4 protein-coding genes are annotated in these 22,056 nt (G+C 67.1%); all 4 read right to left on the bottom strand.

Annotation, left to right across the window (positions count from 1 at the left end):
* Positions 1-17 precede the first annotated feature (17 nt).
* Positions 18-1,202, bottom strand: a complete 1,185-nt coding sequence (locus PFU01S_RS20835; RefSeq protein ID WP_023534727.1) for an HlyD family type I secretion periplasmic adaptor subunit — start codon at positions 1,200-1,202, stop codon at positions 18-20.
* The gene (locus tag PFU01S_RS20830) at positions 1,199-3,367 is read right to left on the bottom strand and encodes a type I secretion system permease/ATPase (protein ID WP_028688218.1); all 2,169 of its coding nucleotides are present in this window, start codon (positions 3,365-3,367) and stop codon (positions 1,199-1,201) included. Before PFU01S_RS20830 ends, PFU01S_RS20835 begins: the two co-directional genes overlap by 4 nt.
* Positions 3,364-4,800 (bottom strand): TolC family outer membrane protein, encoded by a 1,437-nt coding sequence (locus PFU01S_RS20825; protein WP_028688217.1) that lies wholly within the window; start codon positions 4,798-4,800, stop codon positions 3,364-3,366. The genes PFU01S_RS20830 and PFU01S_RS20825 overlap by 4 nt, the downstream gene beginning before the upstream one ends.
* 66 nt (positions 4,801-4,866) lie before the next feature.
* A complete protein-coding gene (locus PFU01S_RS20820) occupies positions 4,867-22,032 on the bottom strand; it encodes a BapA/Bap/LapF family large adhesin (protein WP_042139893.1) in 17,166 nt (5,721 codons plus the stop codon).
* Between the last annotated feature and the right edge of the window lie 24 nt (positions 22,033-22,056).

Here is a 22,056-nt window from a genome sequence, read left to right as displayed (position 1 = left end):
CTTTAGGGGCGCTTGCGCTAACGCTCGCGCAAGGCTTCCTTGGCTCGGTTCAGGGGTTTGATGAGGTAGTCGAGTATCGTCTTCTCCCCGGTGCGAATATCCACCGTGGCGATCATCCCTGGCACGATTGCAAACTGCTTGCCGGCCTTGTTCTGCAGGCTGTCCTGTTCGGTGCGAATGAACACCCGGTAATAGTAGATTTCAGGTTTGACCTCGTCTTGCAGAGTATCCGGCGAAATCCCCACCACCTTGCCGTCCAAGCCGCCATACACCGAGTAGTCGTAGGCGCTGATCTTCACTTTGGCGGCCTGATCGGGGTGAATGAAGGCAATGTCCCGTGGCGCGATGCGGGTCTCGATCAGCAGGCGCTCATCCATCGGCACGATCTTCATCACCTGGCCACCTGGCTGCACCACACCGCCCAGGGTGTTGACCTCGATGTCCTTGACGATACCCCGCACCGGCGAGCGCAAGGTCAGGCGCGTCAATGAGTCGCTGCGGCCACGGATTACCTCCGACAGGCTGTCGGCCTCGGCACTGGCCTTGGCCAGTTCCTCCCTGGCCCGCACCAGATACTCCGAGCGTGCCTCGGTGGCCTTGAGCTCCAGTTCCGAGCGCTGGCGGTTCAGGCGGATGACCTCGACGCGGCTGGAAGCGCCCATCTTCGCCAGGTTTTCGGTGATCTTGAGCTCGCTGCGCACCAGCCGCAGCGAGTCCTCGATACCGGCCAGCGTCTGCTCAAGACCACGGCGGCGGGTGGTGTACAGCGCCGTCTCCGCCTCGATCAGCTCGGGCGACTCGCGCAGGCTGGCCGGGAATTTCAACGGCTTGCCCGTGACCTCTGCCTGCAGGCGCGCCTGGCTGGCCTTGGCGGCGCGGTACTTGGCTTCGCTTTCGCCCACGCTTGATGATGTCTTGGTCGGATCGAGCTGGGCCAGGACCTGGCCGCGCTCGACCAGATCTCCTTCGGCCACGCTCATCTGCGCGACGATCCCACCTTCGAACGACTGGATCACCTGCTCACGGGAGCTGGGGATGACCTTGCCCGTGCCGGTGGACACCTCGGTCACCTCGAACCAGGCCGCCCAGGCCAGGAATGCCGCCAGCATCACCGCGCACAGGGTGATCAGGCGCCCAGCCCGAAACACCGCCTGGTCATCCTGACCATCGAGGTAAGAGGCGGGAAGTTCATGGTTGCTCATGCCTGCGCTCCTTGCAGTTTGGCCAACGCGGCGTCGCGTGCGTCGTCGATCACGATACGGCCGCCGTCGAGCACCAGGATGCGGTCCACCCGTTGCAGCACGCTCAACCGGTGGGTGGCGATCACCAAGGTGCGGCCCTGGCAGAAGCGATCCAGGTTATCCAGCAACCGGCGCTCGGTGATGTCATCGAGCGAAGCGGTGGGCTCGTCCAGCAGCAGCACCTGCGGCTGACGCACCAGCAGCCGCGACAGCACCAGGGCCTGGCGCTGCCCACCGGACAGGCCCAGGCCGCCTTCGAGGATCAGGTGATCCATGCCTTTGGGCAGGCGACGCACGAAGTCCAGCGCACCGGTGGCCGACAGCGCCGCCACCAGCTCCTGATCGCTGGCCTGGCCGGCGCCCAGGGTCAGGTTCTCGCGCAGGGTGCCGTGGAACAGCCTGGCGTACTGGGACAGCAAGCCCACGTCACGGCGCAGGTCGGCCGGGTCCAGGTGCGCCATGGCGATACCGTCCAGGCTCACCTCCCCCTGCATCAGGTCCATGCTACCGGCCAGCGCCTGCAGCAAGGTCGACTTGCCAGCGCCGTTGCGGCCGAGCACGGCAATGCGCTCGCCCGGGCGAATGTCCAGCTGCGCGATGTTGAGCACAGGCGGCGCCTCTTCGCTGTAGCGGAAGGTGGCCTGGCGCAAGCGGTATTCACCACGCAGGGCAGGCATGTGCACCCGTGCCTCGCCTTCGGGGTGGTCCACTGGCGACTGCATCAGCTTGTCCAGCCCTTGCAGGGCCACCTTGGCCTGCTGCCAGCGGGTCAGTACATGGGTCAGTTGGGCCAGCGGCGCCATCATGCGCGAGGCCAGCATGGAGGCGGCCACCAGGCTGCCGGTGGTCAGGTCGCCGGCGATCACCATGGGCGCGCCGATCACGATGACCACGGCGAACACGGCCCCTTGCACATTCTGCGTCCAGGCCACCAGCCCGTTGGTGAGGGTGCGCAGGCGCAGGTTGGTGTGGGCGCAGGCGGCGTTGTACTGGTTCCATTGCCGCTCGAAACGCGCTTCGGCTTGCAGGGCCTTGATCTCGTCCAGGCCCTGGATGCTCTCGACCAGCATGGCATTGCGCAACGAGGACTCACGCATCGAGGCATTGGCCAACCGTGCCAGGCGCCGCTGCGCGAGCAAGCCCGGCACCACCATCGCCACCAGGGCCACGATCGGCACGAACACCAGCACGCCGCCGATCAGCCAGAACACGAACAGGAACAGCAGGAAGAAGGGCAGGTCGGCCAGTGCCGTCGCGGTGCTGGAGGTGATCAGGTCGCGGATCGACTCCAGCTCGCGCAACTGCGAAATGAACGAGCCGGTGGACTTGGGCCGCACCGAGTTGCGCAGGCGCAGGGCGTGGCCATAGACCAGGTCGCTGACGCGCAGGTCGGCACGCTTGCCCAACAGGTCGGTGACCTTGAGACGCAGCAGGCGCATGCTGAAGTCGAACACCAACGCCAGCACCACGCCGCCAAACAGCACATACAAGGTCGGCAGTGATTCAGCCGGAATCACGCGGTCGTAGACCTGCATCGAGAACAGCACCCCGGCCAGCGCCAGTACGTTGGCGACCAGTGAGGCGATCATCACTTGCCCGTACGGGCGCAGATCGCGCAGTACGATACGGGCGAACCAGTGCCGGTCGTACGGGGCGGTGTAGTCATCGGTGCGCACATCGCGCAGTGGCCGTGCGGGGCGCAGCAGTGCAACGCGGGTGATCCTGCCTTGCAGCGCATCGCGGGGCAGGCGCGAGGTCAACCCTTGATCGCCTGCGAAGACCACCGCCAGGTCGTCCTCCTGGGTCACCGACTCGACCACCGCCAGTTGGCCGTCATCGAGCTCCAACACCAGCGGCGTGCGCCATTGCCGCAAACCTTTTGCGTCGAAACGCACGAAGCGCAAGGCCAGGCCGGCTTGGCGGGCCATGTGGCGCAGGATTTCGTCCAGGGGCCGGGCATCCTCATCGGCGGCCAGGCGGATGCGCTGGGGTGACACGTCCAGACGATAATGGTGCGCGACCTGCAGCATCACCTCCAGCCAAGGGCCGAGGTCAGCGCGCGCGCTGGTGGCAGGCGCCGGGGCCTGGGCCGGTTCGGGCAGCGTCACATTGACCGGATCGCTCATGGCTGAATCTCCACACCTTGCAGGTTACGCCCCTCGAGGCCGAAGGCCGCCCGCAGGGCGCCCGTGTTGTAGAGGCAGTCCACGTCCAGACGCAGCAGGTCGGAACGGGTGCCGGCCAGTTCGAAGCGCGACTGGTAGATTTCCTGCTCGGCATTGAGCAAGTCGAGCAGGGGGCGCGTGCCCAGGTCCAGGTACTGGCGGCCATAAAGCATTCGCGCTTCCTGGATGCTGTCCTGGCGGGCCTCGAGCGAGTTCAGGCGGCGCCCCAGGCCCGCTGTTTGTGCGGTGGCCTCGGCCAGGCCGCGACGGGCCTGCAGGCGCGCGGCATCCTCGGCCGAATCGGCGGCCGTCAGGGCATAGCCGGCCGCGCGGCTGCGGGCACTGATGGAGCCGCCCTGGTAGATGGGTACCTCCACGTTGAGGTAGATACCGGCCTGGGTACGGTCCAGGCGCGAGTTGTCACGGTTGTAGTCGTTGTCCAGGTAATGGTTGACCTGCGGCTGCAACGACACGGTGGGGTAGGCCTCGGCCTTTGCCTGGGCCAGTTCGGCCTGGCCCTGGGCACGTTGGGCAAGCGCCATCAGTACCGCTGGCAGGCGCTCGTCGCCCTGGCTCGGGCGCTTGCAGGCCTGGGCCAGTTCCCGAGGCGTTCGTTCGTCCAGAGAGACCGGCGTGGCGCGTCCGAGCAAGGCCGCCAGGGTCGAGCGCCAGCGTTCGTACTGGGCGCTGTATTCCTCCAGCACGGCGCGGGCGCTTTGTACCCGCGATTCGGCCTGGACCACGTCAGAGCGGGTGCTGGCGCCCATGTCGCTGCGCTGGCGAGCCATGTTGGCAATGTCGCCCACCCCGCGGATCTGGTCACGGGCAATGCCGATCAGCTGCTCATAGCGGCGCGTTTCGATCCAGGCATAGGCCGTGTCCCGGGCCAGGTCATCGACCACCAGCAAAATATTGGCCTGGGCCCGGGCGGCTGCGGCCTGGGCAGCGCTGACCGCATGATCGACCTTGCCGAAGTCGTACAGCATCTGCTTGAGCGACAGGTTGATGGCCTGGCTGCTGCGGTCACCGCCGTACCCGGTGTCATAGCCGGTACGCAGGCCACCGGAGATCTGCGGGTAATAACCTGCACGGGCGACGTTGATACCTTCGCCTTGCTTGTACAGGTTACCGATGGCCTCGGCGATGCTGGGGTGCCATTGCGCGGCTTGCAACACGGCCTCGGACAGCCCCAAGGCCTGCGCGCCGGCTACCGGCGCCATGCCCACGGCAGGCCTTGCCGGTACCGCTTCAGGCGCGTCCCTGAGCAGGGACGGCCCGATCTGGCGTAATGCGGGGTCTATGTCATCGGCGGCCTGGGCCGCCGGTTGAAAATTCAAGACCAGGAGCCCGAAGGCTCCCAGCAACCACGGTGACAGCGTACTGCTTGGTTTCACAGAGTGTCCTTACTGCTGGTCATCGTCCTTGCCCCCGGGGATGTACCCGGCGGGTTTGCAGCGGCCTCAGACCACATGGATACCGCTTTGCACCCACAAGTGGTGACTCGGATCCTCCTGAGCCGTGTACTGGTTATAGTCGATACCGTCGGCAGTTTGGTTCCCCACCTTGCTCCAGGTGTCGGTCATGTGAACCGAGTCACTGTCATCCCCCTTGATGATCAGCGTGTCGCTGGCGCTGTCGGTAACCGCCACCACGTCGGCCAGGGTCAATGTGAGAGTCACTGCGCTGGTGTCGTTGAGGTCGATGGTGTCGATCTCGTGCACCCGACCGACCAGGTTGCCCAGGTCGATGCTGGCATCACCGCCATTCCAGAGCAGCGTGTCGCTACCGCTTCCCCCGTTGATGCTGGCAAAGCCCTGGTCGCTGATCACCAGGGTATCGTTACCGGCGCCCCCGTCGAGCGTGACCGCGCTACCGGCGCTGGCCACCAGCGTGTCATCGCCATCGGTGCCGGCGATCACCTCACTGGCAGCGACCGTGGCGACACCGGCCAGCGCCGCGCCCTCGTCACCGGTGTCCGCCATGATCGCAGCGGTGGCGGCAAAGCCTGTGACCGGGTCGAGGTTGATGGTGAGCGTGGCGGTGTCGGTAGTGCCGTTGGGGTGGGTCAGCTCGTAAGTGAACACCTCTTGTTGCCCGATCACCGACGAACTGAGGCCGGCATCAAGGGTATAGGCGTAGCTGCCATCGGCCTGCACCACCAAGGTCCCGTAGCTGCCCTGGACGATGGCCCCGTTGTAGCCCGGGATGGTGAAGGTGTTCGCCGCCGTCAGCACGCTCAGCACCGTCAGGGGCGAGCCCAGGTTGTCGGCGCCCGCGCCGTCGGTCAGCAGGTTGCCGGTGACCGGCGTATAGCTGCCTACCACGAACTCATTGAGGTGAGTGGCCGTGGCATTGACCGTGGTGGTCAGCGAGCTGAGTAGTCCAATGCCGCCTGCGGTGACCCGCACGTGGTAGGTGCCGGCGCCCTGGTTCTGGAAGGTGTAGCCCGCTCCCCCGCCCAGCAGAGTGACCAGTGAACCACCGCCGACGGTCTGCACCGTCACGTACTGCCCTGTGGCCGGGTTGAGCTTGAGCAGCTCGAGCGTGGTGCCGTTGAGCAGGGTCAGCAGGTTGGCAGAATTGAGCACTACCTGTACATCAGCGGTGGTGTTGGCTGCCACGGTAGTGGTGTACGTGGCCGAGCGGGTACCGAGCACCGGCAAGGACAGCGGTGAGAACGTGGTGGTGCTGCTGGTTTGCAGGTTCACCAGGCTGATGTTGGTGTTGTCGACGTCATTCACCGCGTCCACTACGGTGGCGGGCGCTGCATAGTTGGTGTTGCTCCACACCTCGGTGGCTTGTGGGCTGTCGATGCGCACGTACAGGTTGGCCGTGTCGGACTTGCCGTTCGGATGCACCAGCTGATAGCTGAACACATCCACCTTGCCGACGCTGCTCGGGCTGCCGTTGGGGGTATAGGTGTAGCTGCCATCGCCCCGTATTACCAGGGTCCCGTACTGGCCCTGCACGGTGGTAGCGCTGCCAGCGGTCACGTAGCTCCCGCCCTTGAGCACTTGCAGCACCGCGTCGCTGTCCGGCCCACGCGCATCGGTCGTGCCGTCGATACCCACATCGGTGACGACGTTGCCGGACGTCGCTGCGCCCGTACCGGTGAACTGGGTCAGGCTGGTGGTATCGACCTGCAACGTGGTGTTGACCGTGGTCAGCAGGCCGATACCGCCGCTGCCCACGGTCAGCCGGTAGTCACCGGCACGCAGCTCGCCGATGTCCACGCGCAGGCCTTGGCCCAGCGGCAGCAATACCAGGTCGAGCAAGCCCTGGCTGTTACCGGTCGCCAGCGTCACCCAGGTGCCGCTGGCATTTTTCACCTGCAAGGTGAAGGTGGCGTTGTCCAGCAGGGCCAGGGCACTGCCCGTGTTGAGCGTCAGCGTTGGATCCGCCGTTGTGCCTGCTCCCACTGTCCAGGTAAAGGTCTTGCTGAAGCCCGCCAGCAGGGTGCTGAACGAGTCCTGGTAGGTACGGCTGCTGACGACGGGCGCAAGGTTGACCACGGCGGTTGCCAGGTTGTCGCTGGCGATGACCGGCGCATCGGCGTCCACATCGGGCGCGGTGACGGTGACGTTGCCCGACACGTTGCCGCGTGGGTCGCTCAGGGTGATCGACAGCAGCTGGCCATTGTCCTGTGGTGGGTTCAAGGCCACGGTGAAGCTGCCGTTAGGCTGCACGGTACCGGTTTGCAGCACCGTGCCGGTTGCGCTGCGCACGGTGACGGTGGCGCCGGGCTCGCCGGTACCGGTCAGGCTGGTGCCGTCGGCATTGACCTGCAGGTTGCCGGCGACCGCTGGCGGGGTGAAGTCCGGCGCGGTCAACGCGGTGGGCGTCGAAACGTTGCCTGCTGCGTCCGTGAGCGTGACCGACAACGCCTGGTTGTCGATCTGCGCGGCCGCCAGGCTGACCACGAACAGGCCGTTGCTGCCGACCGTGGCGGTGCCCAGCACCGTACCGGCGCCGTTGCGCACTTGTACCGTGCTGCCGACCTGGCCCGAGCCGCTGACGGCGGTGCCGGTGGGGTTGATGGTGGCAATCGGCGCGGCAGGCGGCGTGGTATCGGGTGCGAACACACTGGCGCTGCCGGACAGGTTGCCGGCGGCATCGGTCTGGCGCACCACCAGCAGTTGCCCATCGTTCTGCGGCGAGGTCAGGGCGATGGTGAAGGTGCCGTTGGCCTGCACCACACCGGTACCGACCTGGCCACCTGGGCCTTGCACGGTAACGGTAGCGCCTGCTTCGCCGTTGCCGGTCAGCACGGTGCCTGCACCGTTGACCGTCACGTTGGTCGGCGCAGCCGGTGGTTGGAGGTCAGGCGCGGTGAAGGCCGTGCTGCCAGAGGCGTTGCCCGCCCCGTCGGTCTGGCTGACGTTCAGCACCTGGCCATTCAACTGCGGTGCATTGAGGTTGATGCTGAACTCGCCTGCGGCGTTGACCTGCCCGGTGCCCAGCACCGCATTGCCGGCGCTGCGCACGGTCACGGTTGCGCCCGCTTCGCCGGTGCCGGTCAGTACCAGGCCATTGGTCGACAGCGCGGCGATGACAGGGTTTGCAGGCGGGGTGATGTCTGCCGCCACCACGAAGGTCGGCTGCGATTCGCCGCCAACCAAGGCAACGGCCGTGACGGTCAGTTGCTGCCCGTTGAGCTGTGCAGTCGTCAGTTGCAGGCTGAACGTACCGTTCAAGGTGGCGCCGCCGACACCAATCTGATTGCCTGCCGCGTCATATACCCGAATGCCTGTTCCCGAAGGCGCATTGCCCGACAAAGTCAGGCCATCGCTGGCCAGCACGACATTGGTAGGTGGTACAGGAGGGGGTGCCAACGGCGTGACAAAGGTGATGCTGGCAGACGTATTGGCCGCCGCATCGGTCTGGTAGACCACCAGCGACGCCACCGAGCCGGCAGGCGGACTGGTGACGATCTGGAAGGTCCCGGCCTCGCTGACTTCACCGGTACCGATCACCGTCCCGTTTTTGCTGATGGTAACGGTTGCGCCTGGCTCGCCACGGCCCGTGATCACGGTGAAGGTGTTGTCCACCGCCAGGTCTGTGACGGCATCGGGCGGCGAGGTATCCCGGGCCAGCAAGGTGGCCGGGAGTGAGGTGTTGCCTGCTGCGTCGATGGAGACGACGGTCAGAAGCTGGCCGTTGTCCTGGGCTGGATCCAGGGCGATCGTGAAGGCACCGCCCGCCGCCACCTGCACAGTGCCGACTTCGACACCGTCCGGCCCGCGCACGCTGATGGTGGTGCCGGCTTCGGCCGTGCCGGTGAGGGTCTGGCCGGTGGCATCGAGCACCAGGTCGCCCGGCTGCACCGGTGGGGTGAGGTCAGGCGCTTGCAATTGCACCCCCGGCGATGGGTTGCCGGTGGCGTCCTGGGCGATGAGGGTCAGCACTTCACCGTTGATCTGTGCCGGCGTCAGTGCCACCACGAAACGGCCGTCAGCGGCGACGACAACCTGGCCTACCAGATCGCCCTGGCTGTTGAGCACCGTCACGCGCGCCCCGACTTCGGCTGTGCCGACCAATTGGGTGCCGCTGCTGTTGATGGTCGCCACCACTGCTTCAGGGGGCGTGATGTCCAGTGCGGTCAGGGTGCTGACCGGCGAGACGTTCTGGGCAGCATCGGTCAGGGTCACCTGCAAGCGCTCGCCATTGAGCTGCGGGGTTTGCAGGGCGATGGTGAAGGTGCCTGCGGCGCTCACCACACCCGTGCCGATCTGTGTCGTGCCCACGAACACCCGCACGGTGGCGCCCACTTCACCGACGCCACCGAGGGTGTCGCCGGCCGCATTGAGCCGCAACTCGGTCGCCGCTGCTGGCGGCGTCAGGTCTGGCGCCTGCACCGTGACCGCCTCGCTGACGTTGCCGGGTGGGTCGGCCTGCAGCACGGAAAGCACTTGGTTATCGATCTGAGCCGGCGACAGGTCCACACGGAAGCTGCCGTCGGCCAGGACCGTGCCCGTACCCAGCGTCACGCCCGCTGCATCCCTGACGGTTACCGTTGATCCCGACTCACCAAAGCCGGTGACCACGCTGCCATCGGCGTTGATCACTACCTGCGTCAATGGCTCTGGTGGGGTGAAATCAGGCGTTTGCAAGGTGGCGACCGGCGAGACATTACCGGCCGCATCGGCCTGGGTGAAGCTCAGCACTTCGGCGTTGGTGAGCGGCGGGTCGAGGGTCAGCGTGAAGTTGCCGCTGGCATCGACAATGGCGCTGCCGATGTCCTCACCCGCTGCATTGGTGACGGTCACTGCTGCGCCGGCTTCGCCGCGCCCTGTGATGGTGACGCCGTCACTGGAAACCGCCAGCTCTGCCGGTGCGGTTGGCGGCGTGGTATCGGGCGCGGTGATGACGCTGGCGCCCGATTGGTTGCCGGCGGCGTCGGTCAGCAGCACCTGCACCTGTTGCCCGTTGGCCTGAGGCGCAGAGAGGTTGACCTGGAAGGTGCCATCGACACGCACGGTGTCGGTGCCCAGCACACTGCCGTCGGCAGCGATCACCCGCACGGTGACGCCTGGCTCGCCTGTCCCGTTGAGCAGGCTGCCACCGCCAGCGAAGGCCAAGTCCTGTGCAGGTGTTGGCGCGGTGCGGTCTGGCGCGGTAAGGCTGACGCTGTTCGATTCGTTACCGGCCACATCGGCCTGGCTGGCATTGAGCAGCTCGCCGTCCAGTTGTGCCGTGGCCAGCGTGGCGCTGAAGTTGCCAGCGGCATCGACCACGGCGGTGCCGAGTTCGACACCACCTTCGCCAGTGATGGTCACGGTAGCGCCCGGTTCGCCGCGGCCGGTCACGACCAGGCCGTCGCCAGACAGCACCAGGCCGGTGAGCAGCAGCGGCGCCGTGGTATCCGGCGCCTGCAGCGTGGCAGGTAGCGATACCGCGCCGTCGGTGCCAGTAGCGGCGATCAGCAGCACTTCGCCGTTGGCCTGCGGGCTGCCAAGGTTGACCGTGAAACTGCCGTCATTGGCCACCGGGCTGCTGCCCAGGAGTTGCCCATTGGTGCCGTACACGTTGACGGTGGTGCCGCTGGCTGCCGTTCCCGAGACCGACAGGCCGTCGGCGGCCAGGACCAAGTCTGCCGGGGTTGCCGGTGCCAAAGGCCCAGGGGCGTTGATCGATTGGGCAGGCGAGACGTTCTGTGCTGCGTCGGCTTGCACCACGCTCAAGGTTTCACCCACCAGTGCCGCAGGGCTGAGGCTGACGTTGAAGCGACCGTCGGCTGCGACCACTGCTGTGCCCAACAGGCTGCCATCGGCTGCACTGACGCGCACTGTGGCACCGGCCTCACCGCTACCCACCAGGCTTGCGCCGTCGGCGGACACGGCCAGGTTGCTGACGGCGGCTGGCGGCGTGGTGTCCGCTGCGGTATAGGGCGCAGCGGTCGAAACGTTGCCGGCAGCGTCGGTGGCGGTCACCTGCAGGGCCTGCCCGTTGGTTTGGGGCGCGTTGAGGGTTACCTGGAAGGTACCATTGGCGGCGGCGACTGCCGTGCCCAGCACGTTGCCGGCGTTGTCACGCACGGTCACCGTGCTGTTTGCTTCGGCGCTGCCGGTCATCTGCAGGCCCGACGGGGCGAGCAGCAGGTTGACCGGCGCGTCGGGGGCGGTGAAGTCCGGCGCAGTCACGGCAACCGCCACCGATGTGTTGTTGCCCGCATCGGTCTGGGTGACGCTCAGGCGCTGCGCGTTGAGCTGGGCGCTGTTCAGGGTCAGGGTAAAGCTGCCATTGGCCGCGACCAGTCCTGTACCGAGGATAGTGCCGTCGACCCCGCGCACGCTGACGGTGGCGCCTGCTTCGCCCAAGCCGGTCAGGGTCAGGCCGTTGTTGTTAAGCACCACGTTGGTCAGGGCGGCAGGGGGCGTGAGGTCTGGCGTGGTGAGGTTGACGGCGACCGAGGTATTGCCGGCGGCATCGACCTGGGTGACGCCGATGGCCTGGCCATTGGCCTGGGGCGTATCGAACACCACGGTAAAGCGGCCATCCACACCCACCGTCGCGGTTCCCAGCACGGTGCCGGAAGCGTTGCGCACCTGCACGGTGGCGCCGGGTTCACCGCTGCCGGACAGCTGCCGGCCATCGCCGCTCAACTGCGCGTCGATCACTGCCGCTGGCGGTGTGCGGTCTGGGGTCGCGAGGCTGGCCGGCGCCGACACGTTGCCGGCTGCGTCGCTGAGGGTGACCTGCAGCGCGCTGCCGGTGGTCTGGGCACTGGGCAGGGTGATCTGGAACTGGCCACTCTGGTTGACGGTGCCGGTGGCCAGTACCGCGCCGCTGGCATCGCGAATCGTCACCAGCGCCCCGGCTTCACCCTGGCCGCTGACGACCGTGGCTGCGTTGTTCAAGCTCAGGTTGTTGGCAGCCAGAGGCGCCTGCAGATCGGGGGCCTGCAAGGTCGCAGCCAATGACACATTACCGGCCGCGTCCGCCTGGGTCACGATGAGGTTCTGGGCGTTGGCCACTGCCGGGACGAAGTTGACCGTGAACAAGCCATTGCTGCCTACGGTCGCGCTGCCCAGGAAGTTGCCCAAGCTATCGCTGACACGCACGGTAGCGCCCACTTCGCCCTGGCCGGTCAAGGTGCTGCCGATACGGTCGATGGCCACGCCTGTCGGTGCATCAGGCGGCGTGGTGTCTTCGGCAACCACGGTGGCTGGCACCGAGGGTTGGCCGCCTGCCGTGGCTCGCGCGGTGACCTGCAATTTCTGCGCATTGAGCTGGGCATTGAGGAAGAACACGCGGAAGATGCCGTCGGTGCCAACCGTCGCCGTGCCCAATGTGGTACCGGCGGATGTCACGGTAATCAAGGTACCGACGGTGCCCTGGCCGGTCAGGAGGAAGCCGTCTTCGCTGATCGCCAGGTTGCTTGGGGCCGCCACTTCGTTACCGGTCGGGCCCTGCAGCTGCACGTCGGTGGAGGCGTTGCCGGACGGGTCGATCACGACCACGTCGACCGTTTCGCCCGTGCTCAGGGGCGGGTCGACCGGGATCACGAAGGTGCCGTCCGGGCCGGCCGTATCACTGCCGCGCTCGGAGCCATCCGGGTTGCGGATGACCACCGTGCTGCCAGGTTCGGCCGTGCCGCCGACCGTCGTACCATCGGGGCTCACGCTGACATTGGTAGCTGGCAGCGGATCGGTGTTGTCCGGTGCTGTCACGCTGATCGGCACCGATGCATTGCCGGTCGGGTCGGTGACCACGACGGTGACGGTCTCCCCATTGTTTTGCGCGGTGGGCAGCGTCACGCTGAAGCCGCCGTCGGCGTCTACCGGGACAGTGACTTCACCGCCGGCACTGTCGCGTACCGTGACGGTCTGGGCGCCAGGCGCGTTACCGGTCACAGTGGTGCCGTCTTCGCTGACCACCACGCCGGTGGGTTGCGCAGGTGGGGTGATGTCCGGCGCGGTGACCCGTCCTGGCGAGGAGGCGTTGCCGGCGCCGTCGATCAGTACGACATCCAGCACCTGGCCATCGAGCTGCGCAGGTGACACGGGTACGGTGAAATTACCACCCTCAGGCACCACGATACTGCCCAGCACGGCGCCGCCAGCGCCCCGTACTTCCACCGTGGCGCCGGGCTCGCCAACGCCCTGGATGGCAGTGCCGCCCGGGGTGATGACAAGACCCGTAGCGGTTGCCGGTGGTGTGCTGTCGTCAGCCGTGAGCGTGGTTGCAGGCGACAGGTTGCCCTGTGCGTCGATGAGGATCACCGACAGCACTTCGCCATTGGTTTGCGCTGGGGTGAGAGGGACTTCGAAGTTGCCATCTACCCCTACTTCGACGCTGCCCAGCACATTGCCAGCGGCATCGCGCACCTCGACAGTGGTCCCGGCCTCACCTTGACCGCTCAGTACGTTCCCGGCGTCATTGAGCGAGAGGCCAACAGCCGCCAGAGGCGGTGCGAGGTCGGGCGCCGTCACGGTGCCCGCCGGGGACGGGTTGCCGGCAGGGTCGGTCTGTATGATCGACAGGTCCTGGCCACCGAGCTGCGCGGGTACCAGGGTGACGCTGAAATTGCCATCGGCTTGAACCTCGGCAGTGCCCAGCACGATGCCAGCCACACCGGTCACCGTGACTTGTGCGCCAGGCTCGCCCGTGCCGGTCACGAGGGTGCCATCGGCTGATACCAGCAGGGTGCCGGGTAGGGCAGGCGGTTCGTTGTCCGGTGCAGTCAGATCGACGGCTTGGGACAGGTTGCCGGCAGCATCACGCTGTTCGACACTCAGCACTTGGCCATTGGTCTGCGCGGGGTCGAGCGTGACCGAGAAGGCGCCATTGCTGCCTACCTGGGCGAAGCCCAGCACGGCGCCGTTCGGCGCGCGTACGGTCACCGTGGCGCCGGCTTCGCCAGTACCGCTCACCACGCTGCCTGCGCCGTTGATGACCGCATCGGTAACCTGCTGAGGTGGCGTGGTATCCGGCGCCGTGAAGGGTACAGGCCCTGCGCTGTTGCCCAGGTTGTCGGTGGCTTCCACGCTCAAGCTTTCGCCGTTGCGCTGGGCAGCGGACAGGGTGACGTCGAAGCGTCCGTCAGCGCCCACGGTTGCGCTGCCCAACACAGCGCCGCCTGCGTCGCGGACGGTGATGATCGAGCCGACCTGACCCACGCCGGTGAGGTGGATACCCGCCGTGTCGATGGCCAACGCAGAAGGCTGCAGCGGGCCGTCCAGATCAGGCGCCGTGAGGGTGGAGCTGGAGGTGTTGCCGGCGCCATCGCGCACGGTGACTTCCAGGGTCTGGCCATCGGTTTGTGGTGGCGTCAGCTGCACGCTGATAACGCCGTTGGCACCGATTTGAGCCGTGCCGAGCACGTTGCCATCGGCATCGGTGACCTGCACCGTGGCCCCTGCCTCGCCCCGTCCGGTCAATACGCTGCCATTGGTGTTCAACTGCAGATCGGTAGGTTCATTGGGGGCCGTGATGTCGGGAGCGACGATCTGCACGGGCAGCGAGGGGGTGCCGTCGCCGTCGACGGCGACCACATCCAGGGTTTCGCCGTTCGCCTGGGCCGGTGTGAGCCCCACGGTGAAGCTGCCGTCAGGGTTGGCCTGAACGGTGCCGATGACATTGCCCTGGGCATCGCGTACTTCAACCTGAGCGTTGCCCGGTGCGGTGCCACTGACCGAGGTGCCGTCCCCAGCCACCACGATATCGGTCGGGCTGGCCGGTACAGGGGCTTGCGAAACGGTGACGTCTATCACCGTGGAGGTATTGCCAGCTGCGTCGGTCTGCACCAGCGAGATGGCCTGGCCGGCCGCCAGCGGCGCATCGAGGTTGACGACGAAGGTGCCGTTGACCGCGACAGTCCCCGTGCCGATGACCAAGCCCTCATCATTGCGCACCTGTACGGTGGCGCCCGGTTCACCCCTGCCTGCGACGGCGAGGCTTCCCGCACCTGCTTGCACGTTGCTGACCGGCACTGGCGGCGTGATGTCGGGGGCGACATAGCCCAGCGGCACCGAGCTGTTACCCGCAGCGTCGGTCACGGTCACGGACAGGGCCTGACCGTTGGCCTGCGGCGGGTCGAGTGTGAGGTTGAAGGTGCCGCCGGGCTGGGCGATGGCGCTACCGATCAGGGTGCCAGCGGCGTCGCGCACTTCAACGCGCGCGCCGGCCTCGGCAGTACCGCTCAAGGTCACGCCGTTTTCCAGCGCCAGATTGGCAGGCTGCAGCGGCGCCACCTGGTCAGGCGCGGCCAGCGAGCTTGGCGCCGAGACGTTGCCCGCTGCATCGGTAAGGGTGACCTGGAGCGCCGAGCCGTCAATCACCGGCGTCTGCAACTGCACCACGAAGGTGCCGTCGGCTTGTACCGTGCCGCTTGCCAGCAGCTGCCCCTGATCATTGCGCACTTGCACGGTGGTGCCGACTTCGCCGCGCCCGGAAACGGTGGCGCCATTGGCACTGATCACAAGGTCGGTGGCAGGTTGTGGCGGCGTGGTGTCGCCCCCGTTGTCAATCACAGGCGCAGTGACCGAGCCTGGCAACGAGGCATTGCCGGCGGCATCGGTGGCATTGACCTGCAAGACCTCGCCGTCGACCTGTGGCGGATTCAGGGTGATGCTGAAGACACCGGTTGCACCCACCACGGCTGACCCCAGCACAGTGACCCCGTCAGCGGCCAGCACACGCACGGTGCTGCCTGCTTCGGCGCGCCCCGTGACCACGCTGCCGTCGCCATTGACCTGCAACTCGCCGGGGATGGCTGGTGGCGTGATGTCCGGCGCCGTCACCTGCACGGGCAGGGAGGCGTTTGCTGCGCCATCGATGGCCACCACGTCGAGCAGTTCGCCGTTGGCCTGAGCCGGGTTGAGCACCACGGTGAACGTGCCACCGGCACCTACCACCACACTGCCGACTACGTTGCCATTGGCATCACGTACCTGCACCTGGCTGCCTGCCGGGGCCGTGCCGCTGATGCTGGTGCCGTCGTCGGCCACCACCAGACCGCTCGGGCTGGCCGGGGCCGGAACAAGGGGGACGTCGAACAGCAGCGGTTCGGACGCATTGCCGCTGGGGTCGGTCTGCACGAGATTCAGGCGTGCGCCGGGCTGGGCGGGTGGGGTGAGTTCGAGCAGGAAGGTCCCGTTGCCACTCACGGTGCCGCTGCCGATCACAGTGCCGGTCGCATCGCGCACTTCCACGCGCGCGCCCGCTTCGCCTCGACCGGCCACGGTCAAGCCGGCGTTACCCACCACGACATTGCTTACCGCAGCCGGAGGCGTGATGTCCGGTGCTTCGAACTGCAGCGGGGTCGAGGCGTTGCCGGCGGCGTCCACCAGGCGTACATCGAGTGCTTCGCCGTTGGCCTGCGCGGGTGCCAGGGTGAGACTGAAGTTGCCGTTTGCATCCACCAGGCCGGTGCCGATCACGGCCCCACCAGCGGTGCGTACTTGCACCGTTGCGCCAGGCTCGCCACGACCGGTAAGCGTGATGCCGCCTTCAAGGGCAAGCTCGGTTGGCTGGGCGGGCGCCAGCAGGTCGGGGCTGACCACGGTGGCGGGGGTGGAGGCGTTGCCGGCGGCATCGGTGAGCACGACTTGCAGGGTGCTGCCGTCCTTGACCGCAGGGTCCAGGTTGACCTGGAAGGTGCCGTCGGCATTGACGGTTCCGCTGGCCAGCAGATTGCCTTGGCCATCGCGTACCTGCACCGTAGCGCCAGCTTCACCGCGCCCGTTCAGTTGCGCGCCGGCAAGGTTGATGGCCAGGCCCGTGGCAGGTGCAGGCGGGGTGTTGTCCACGGCATCGATATCCGGCGCGGTGACATTACCCCCAGCAGAGGTGTTGCCCGCTGCGTCGGTGGCCGTGACCTGCAAGACCTCGCCGTCGACCTGTGGCGGGTTCAATGTGATGCTGAAGCGGCCAGTGGCGCCGACCACTGCGCTGCCCAATACCGTGGTGCCATCGGCAGCCAGCACACGCACGGTGCTGCCGGGCTCGCCACGTCCGCTGAGCCCCGTGCCGTCGGCATTGATGGCCAGTTCGCTTGGCGTTGCAGGCGCAGTGATGTCCGGGGCGATGATCTGGGTGGGCAGGGAAGAAAGCCCTGCACTGTCGATCGCGACCACATCGAGCAATTCGCCGTTGGCTTGTGCGGGTGCCAGCTCGACGGTGAAGCTGCCGTCAGGGCCTGCGACTGCGCTGCCAAGCAACGCACCGTCCGCCCCGCGCACTTCCACCCGAGTGCCTGCCGGGGCGGTGCCGGTGAGGGTGGTACCGTCTTCGGACAGTGCCAGCTCAGCAGGGCTGGCGGGTGGATTGGTCGCCGGCACCGCGATTGTCACGGGGATAGAAGCATTGCCGCTGGGGTCTACCTGAATCAGCCTCAGTTGCTCACCGGCCTGCGCGGCAGGGTCGAGGTTTACCAGGAATGTGCCGTTGGCGGTGACTACGCCGCGACCTAGCAGATTGCCATCGATGTCACGCACTTCAACTGTGGCACCGGCTTCGCCACGACCACTGAGTGCGGTCCCCCCTTGGCCGACCAGAAGATTGGTCACGGCTTCGGGTGGGGTGATGTCCGGGGCATCGAACTGCAACGGGTCAGACGTGTTGCCAGCTGCGTCTACCAGGCGCACGTCCAGCGCCTGGCCGTTGGCCTGGGCAGGAGAGAGGGTGACCGTGAACAGGCCGTCGTCACCCACGATTGCCGAGCCGATCACGGTACCGGTTGCGGTACGGACCTGCACGATGGCACCCGCTTCACCGCGACCGGTCAGGGTCACGCCGCCAGCCAAGGCCAGGTCGGTTGGCTGCGCCGGGCCAATCAGGTCAGGGGAGGTAACGGTCGCGGGCTGGGACACGTTCCCCGCGGCATCGGTGAGCGTGACCTGCAGGTCGCTGCCGTCCTTGACGGCGGGGTCCAGGTTGACAGTGAAGGTGCCATCGGCGGCCACGGTGCCTGTTGCAATCAGGTCACCGGTCGCATTGCGCACTTGGACGGTAGCTCCGGCTTCACCGCGACCGCTCAACTGAGTACCCGCCACACCCACGACCAGGTTGGAAGCCGCTTCAGGCGGCGTTGTATCGCCACCGCCATCGATATCCGGTGCGGTGACCGAACTGGCCTGGGATGCATTGCCCGCGGCATCGGTGGCAGTGGCTTGCAGCACTTCGCCGTCTACCTGAGCAGGGTTCAAGGTGATGCTGAATACGCCGGTAGCGCCGACGACCGCCGAGCCCAGCTCGGTGCCGTCAGCGGCCAGAATACGCACGGTGCTCCCCGGCTCGGCGCGGCCCGTGACCACGGTGCCGTCGGCGCTCACCGCCAGCTCCGCGGGGGAGGCAGGCGCTGTGATATCGGGGGCGGTGATTTGAGCGGGCAGTGACGACACATCGTCGGCGATGGCCACCACATCCAGCAGTTCGCCATTGGCCTGAGCGGGGTTCAGGTCGATGCTGAAGCTGCCGTCGGCATTGGCGATGGCGCTGCCGATCAACGCGCCGCTGGCATCGCGCACCTCGACGCGCGAGCCCGCCGGAGCAGTACCGGTGAGCACGGTGCCGTCGGCGTTTACCGCCAGGTTGGCAGGGCTTTCCAGGGCTGGCGTCAGGGGCACTTCGTAGTCGACTGCGGGCGAGGCGTTGCCGCTAGGGTCTGTCTGCACCAGACTCAGTTGCTCGCCGGGTTGCACGGCGGGGTCGAGGTTGACCAGGAAGGTGCCGTTGGCGGTAACCACGGTGCTGCCCAGCAAGGTACCGTTCGCATCGCGCACCTCGACCGTCGCACCTGGCTCGCCTCGGCCACCGATCACGTTACCGCCAGGGCCGACCAGCACATTGGTGACCGCCTCTGGCGGGGTGATGTCAGGGGCATCGAACTGCAAGGGTGCCGAGGCATTGCCTGCCGCATCGACCAGGCGTACGTCCAATGCCTGGCCGTTGGCCTGGGCAGGTGAGAGGGTGATGCTGAAGGCGCCGTCTGCGCCCACGGTGCCTGTGCCAATCACGGTGCCGGCAGCATCGCGCACTTGCACGGTAGCGCCTGGCTCACCGCGCCCGGTGAAGGTGACACCATCGGCCAGGGCCAGGTCGGTGGGTTGCGCAGGCCCCACAAGATCTGGAGATGCCACGCTGGCGGCTGGCGAAATGTTGCCTGCCGCGTCGGTCAGGGTGACTTGGAGGCTGCTGCCATCCTTGACGGCGGGGTCCAGGTTGACGGTGAAAGTGCCATCGGCGCCGACAGTGCCCGTGGCGAGCAGGTTGCCTGCCGCGTCGCGCACTTGCACGGTGGTGCCGGCTTCGCCGCGACCGGTCAGTTGGCTGCCTGCCAGTCCGATGACCAAGTTCACGGGCGCGTCTGGCGGGGTGACATCACCGCCACCATCGATGTCCGGTGCTGTGACTGCGCTGGCTTGGGATACGTTGCCCGCAGCATCGGCGGCAGTGGCTTGCAGCACTTCGCCGTCTACTTGGGCAGGGTTCAAGGTAATGCTGAACACGCCGGTGGCGCCGACGACCGCCGAGCCCAACTCGGTGCCGTCAGCGGCCAGAATACGCACGGTGCTGCCCGGCTCCGCGCGGCCGGTGACCACGGTGCCGTCGGCGCTCACCGCCAGCTCTGTGGGGGCGGTGGGCGCCGTGATGTCAGGGGCGGTGACTTGGGCGGGCAGCGATGACACATCGTCGGCGATGGCCACTACATCCAGCAGTTCGCCATTGGCCTGAGCGGGGTTCAGGTCGATGCTGAAGCTGCCGTCGGCATTGGCGATGGCGCTGCCGATCAACACACCGCTGGCATCGCGCACCTCGACGCGCGAGCCCGCCGGAGCAGTACCGCTGAGTACGGTGCCGTCGGCGTTTACCGCCAGGTTGGCAGGGCTTTCCAGGGCTGGCGTCAGGGGCACTTCGTAGTCGACTGCGGGCGAGGCGTTGCCGCTAGGGTCTGTCTGCACCAGGCTCAGTTGCTCGCCGGGTTGCACGGCGGGGTCGAGGTTGACCAGGAAGGTGCCGTTGGCGGTAACCACAGCGCTGCCCAGCAGGGTACCGTTCGCATCGCGCACCTCGACCGTCGCACCCGGCTCGCCTCGGCCACCGATCACGGTGCCGCCCGGGCCAACCAGCACATTGGTGACCGCCTCTGGCGGGGTGATGTCAGGGGCATCGAACTGCAAGGGTGCCGAGGCATTGCCTGCCGCATCGACCAGGCGTACGTCCAGTGCCTGGCCGTTGGCCTGGGCAGGGGAGAGAGTGACGCTGAAGGCGCCGTCTGCGCCCACGGTGCCTGTGCCGATCACGGTGCCGGCAGCATCGCGCACTTGCACGGTAGCGCCTGGCTCACCGCGCCCGGTGAAGGTGACACCATCGGCCAGGGCCAGGTCGGTGGGTTGCTCAGGCCCCACAAGATCTGGAGATGCCACGCTGGCGGCTGGCGAAATGTTGCCTGCCGCGTCGGTCAGGGTGACTTGGAGGCTGCTGCCGGCCTTGACGGCGGGGTCCAGGCTCACGGTGAAGGTGCCATCAGCACCCACGGTGCCCGTGGCGAGCAGGTTGCCTGCCGCGTCGCGCACTCGCACGGTGGTGCCGGCTTCGCCGCGGCCGGTCAGTTGGGTGCCAGCCAGGCCTACCGCCAGATCCACAGGTGCATCCGGCGGCGTGGTGTCACCGCCATCGACCAAGGGCGCGGTGATGTTGGCTGCCGGCGACGTATTGCCTGCCGCGTCGGTGGCGCTCACGGCCAAGGCCTGGCCAGTGGTCTGCGGGGGTTGTAGCGTGATGCTGAACAGGCCGTCAGCGCCCGCGATGGCGGTGCCCAGCAACGCGCCGCCGGGGCCGCGTACCGAAACGGTAGACCCGGGCTCGGCCCGCCCGGTCAGGGTGGCACCCTGGGCATCGACGGCCAGGTTGGTCGGTGCGAGCGGCGCCGTGAGGTCTGGCGCTACGACAGCGCCCGGTGCAGAGACGTTGCCAGCGGCATCGGTAAGGGTAACTTGCAGGTTCTGGCTATCGAGCTGCGCGGGTGTGAGCACCACCTCGAAGGCACCATTGGCCCCCACCACGCCGCTGCCGATCACATTGCCGGCAGCGTCGCGAACATTGACCGTAGTGCCGGGCTCGCCACGGCCCGAAAGGCGCGTGCCATCAGCGGACACAGCGAGCGCCACGGGTGCATCAGGAGGGGTGGTATCGGTGCCATCGACCACTGGAGCGGCAATACCGGCTGCGGCGGACGTGTTGCCCGCCGCATCCTCGGCCGTGACCTGTAAGGCCTGGCCGGCGGTCTGTGCCGGTTGCAGGGTAACGCTGAACAATCCATCCGCCCCTGCCGTGGCCGAGCCCAGCAGCACGCCGTCGGCCCCTCTGACCGACACCGTGGAACCTGGCTCGGCACGGCCGGTGAGCGTTGTACCCTGAGCGTCGATCGCCAGTTCGGTTGGCGCCAGCGGAGCGGTCGCATCCGGTGCGGTCACGGTGCCTGGTGCAGACACATTGCCGGCTGCATCGGTCAAGGTCACTTGCAGGCTTTCGCTGTTGATCTGGGGGGCGTTGAGCGCTACATCGAAGCTGCCATCGGCCCCGACCGTACCGGTACCGAGCAGGTTGCCAGCCGCACCGCGGATGTTCACGATCGCACCCGCTTCACCGCGCCCCGACAGGCGCAGGCCATCCGGGGAAACCAGCAGGTCGATGGGGGTCGCCGGGGCCGTGGTGTCAGGCACTGCACCGCCACCACCGCCGCCGCCGCCACTACCGCCGCCTACCGCCGCCGCGCCGCCGCCCACGCCGAGCAACCCCAGGCCTGCGATGGCCCACGTCGGCATGGCATCGCCCGCCGTACCGATGCCTGCAACCAGTTCGTCCAGAGAAGCCACTTCGTTGAAGGTGAAGCCGGTGAACGCCTGGGCGTCGTATTCGGCTTGCCAGAGGGTACCGTCTTCGCCGACGAACACCATGTCGCTGCCAACGCCAGCCTGATTCACCGCGAAGAAATTGCCGATGGTGACCTTCTCGCCGGACTTGAGCGTGACGATCAAATCCTGCCCGCGTTGGGTGACGGTGGCGACCTGGTCGGGGGCGACGGGCATCTGCACGACGCCTGGGCCATTGAGACTGATATTGCCCCAGGCATTCTGGGTGGCGACGGCGGACTGCTTATCGGCGACGACGATGTTTTCCATGAAGTGCTCCCTGCTGGTCGACTG

The organism is Pseudomonas fulva NBRC 16637 = DSM 17717 (genome assembly GCF_000730565.1).
Lineage (GTDB): Bacteria > Pseudomonadota > Gammaproteobacteria > Pseudomonadales > Pseudomonadaceae > Aquipseudomonas > Aquipseudomonas fulva.
This window is presented reverse-complemented; position numbering and strand designations above follow the sequence as displayed.

Excerpts from the sequence above, each read along its gene's own strand:
- PFU01S_RS20820 (WP_042139893.1), bottom strand. The coding sequence starts at position 22,032 with ATGGAAAACATCGTCGTCGCCGATAAGCAGTCCGCCGTCGCCACCCAG.
- PFU01S_RS20835 (WP_023534727.1), bottom strand. The coding sequence starts at position 1,202 with ATGAGCAACCATGAACTTCCCGCCTCTTACCTCGATGGTCAGGATGAC.
- PFU01S_RS20830 (WP_028688218.1), bottom strand. The coding sequence starts at position 3,367 with ATGAGCGATCCGGTCAATGTGACGCTGCCCGAACCGGCCCAGGCCCCG.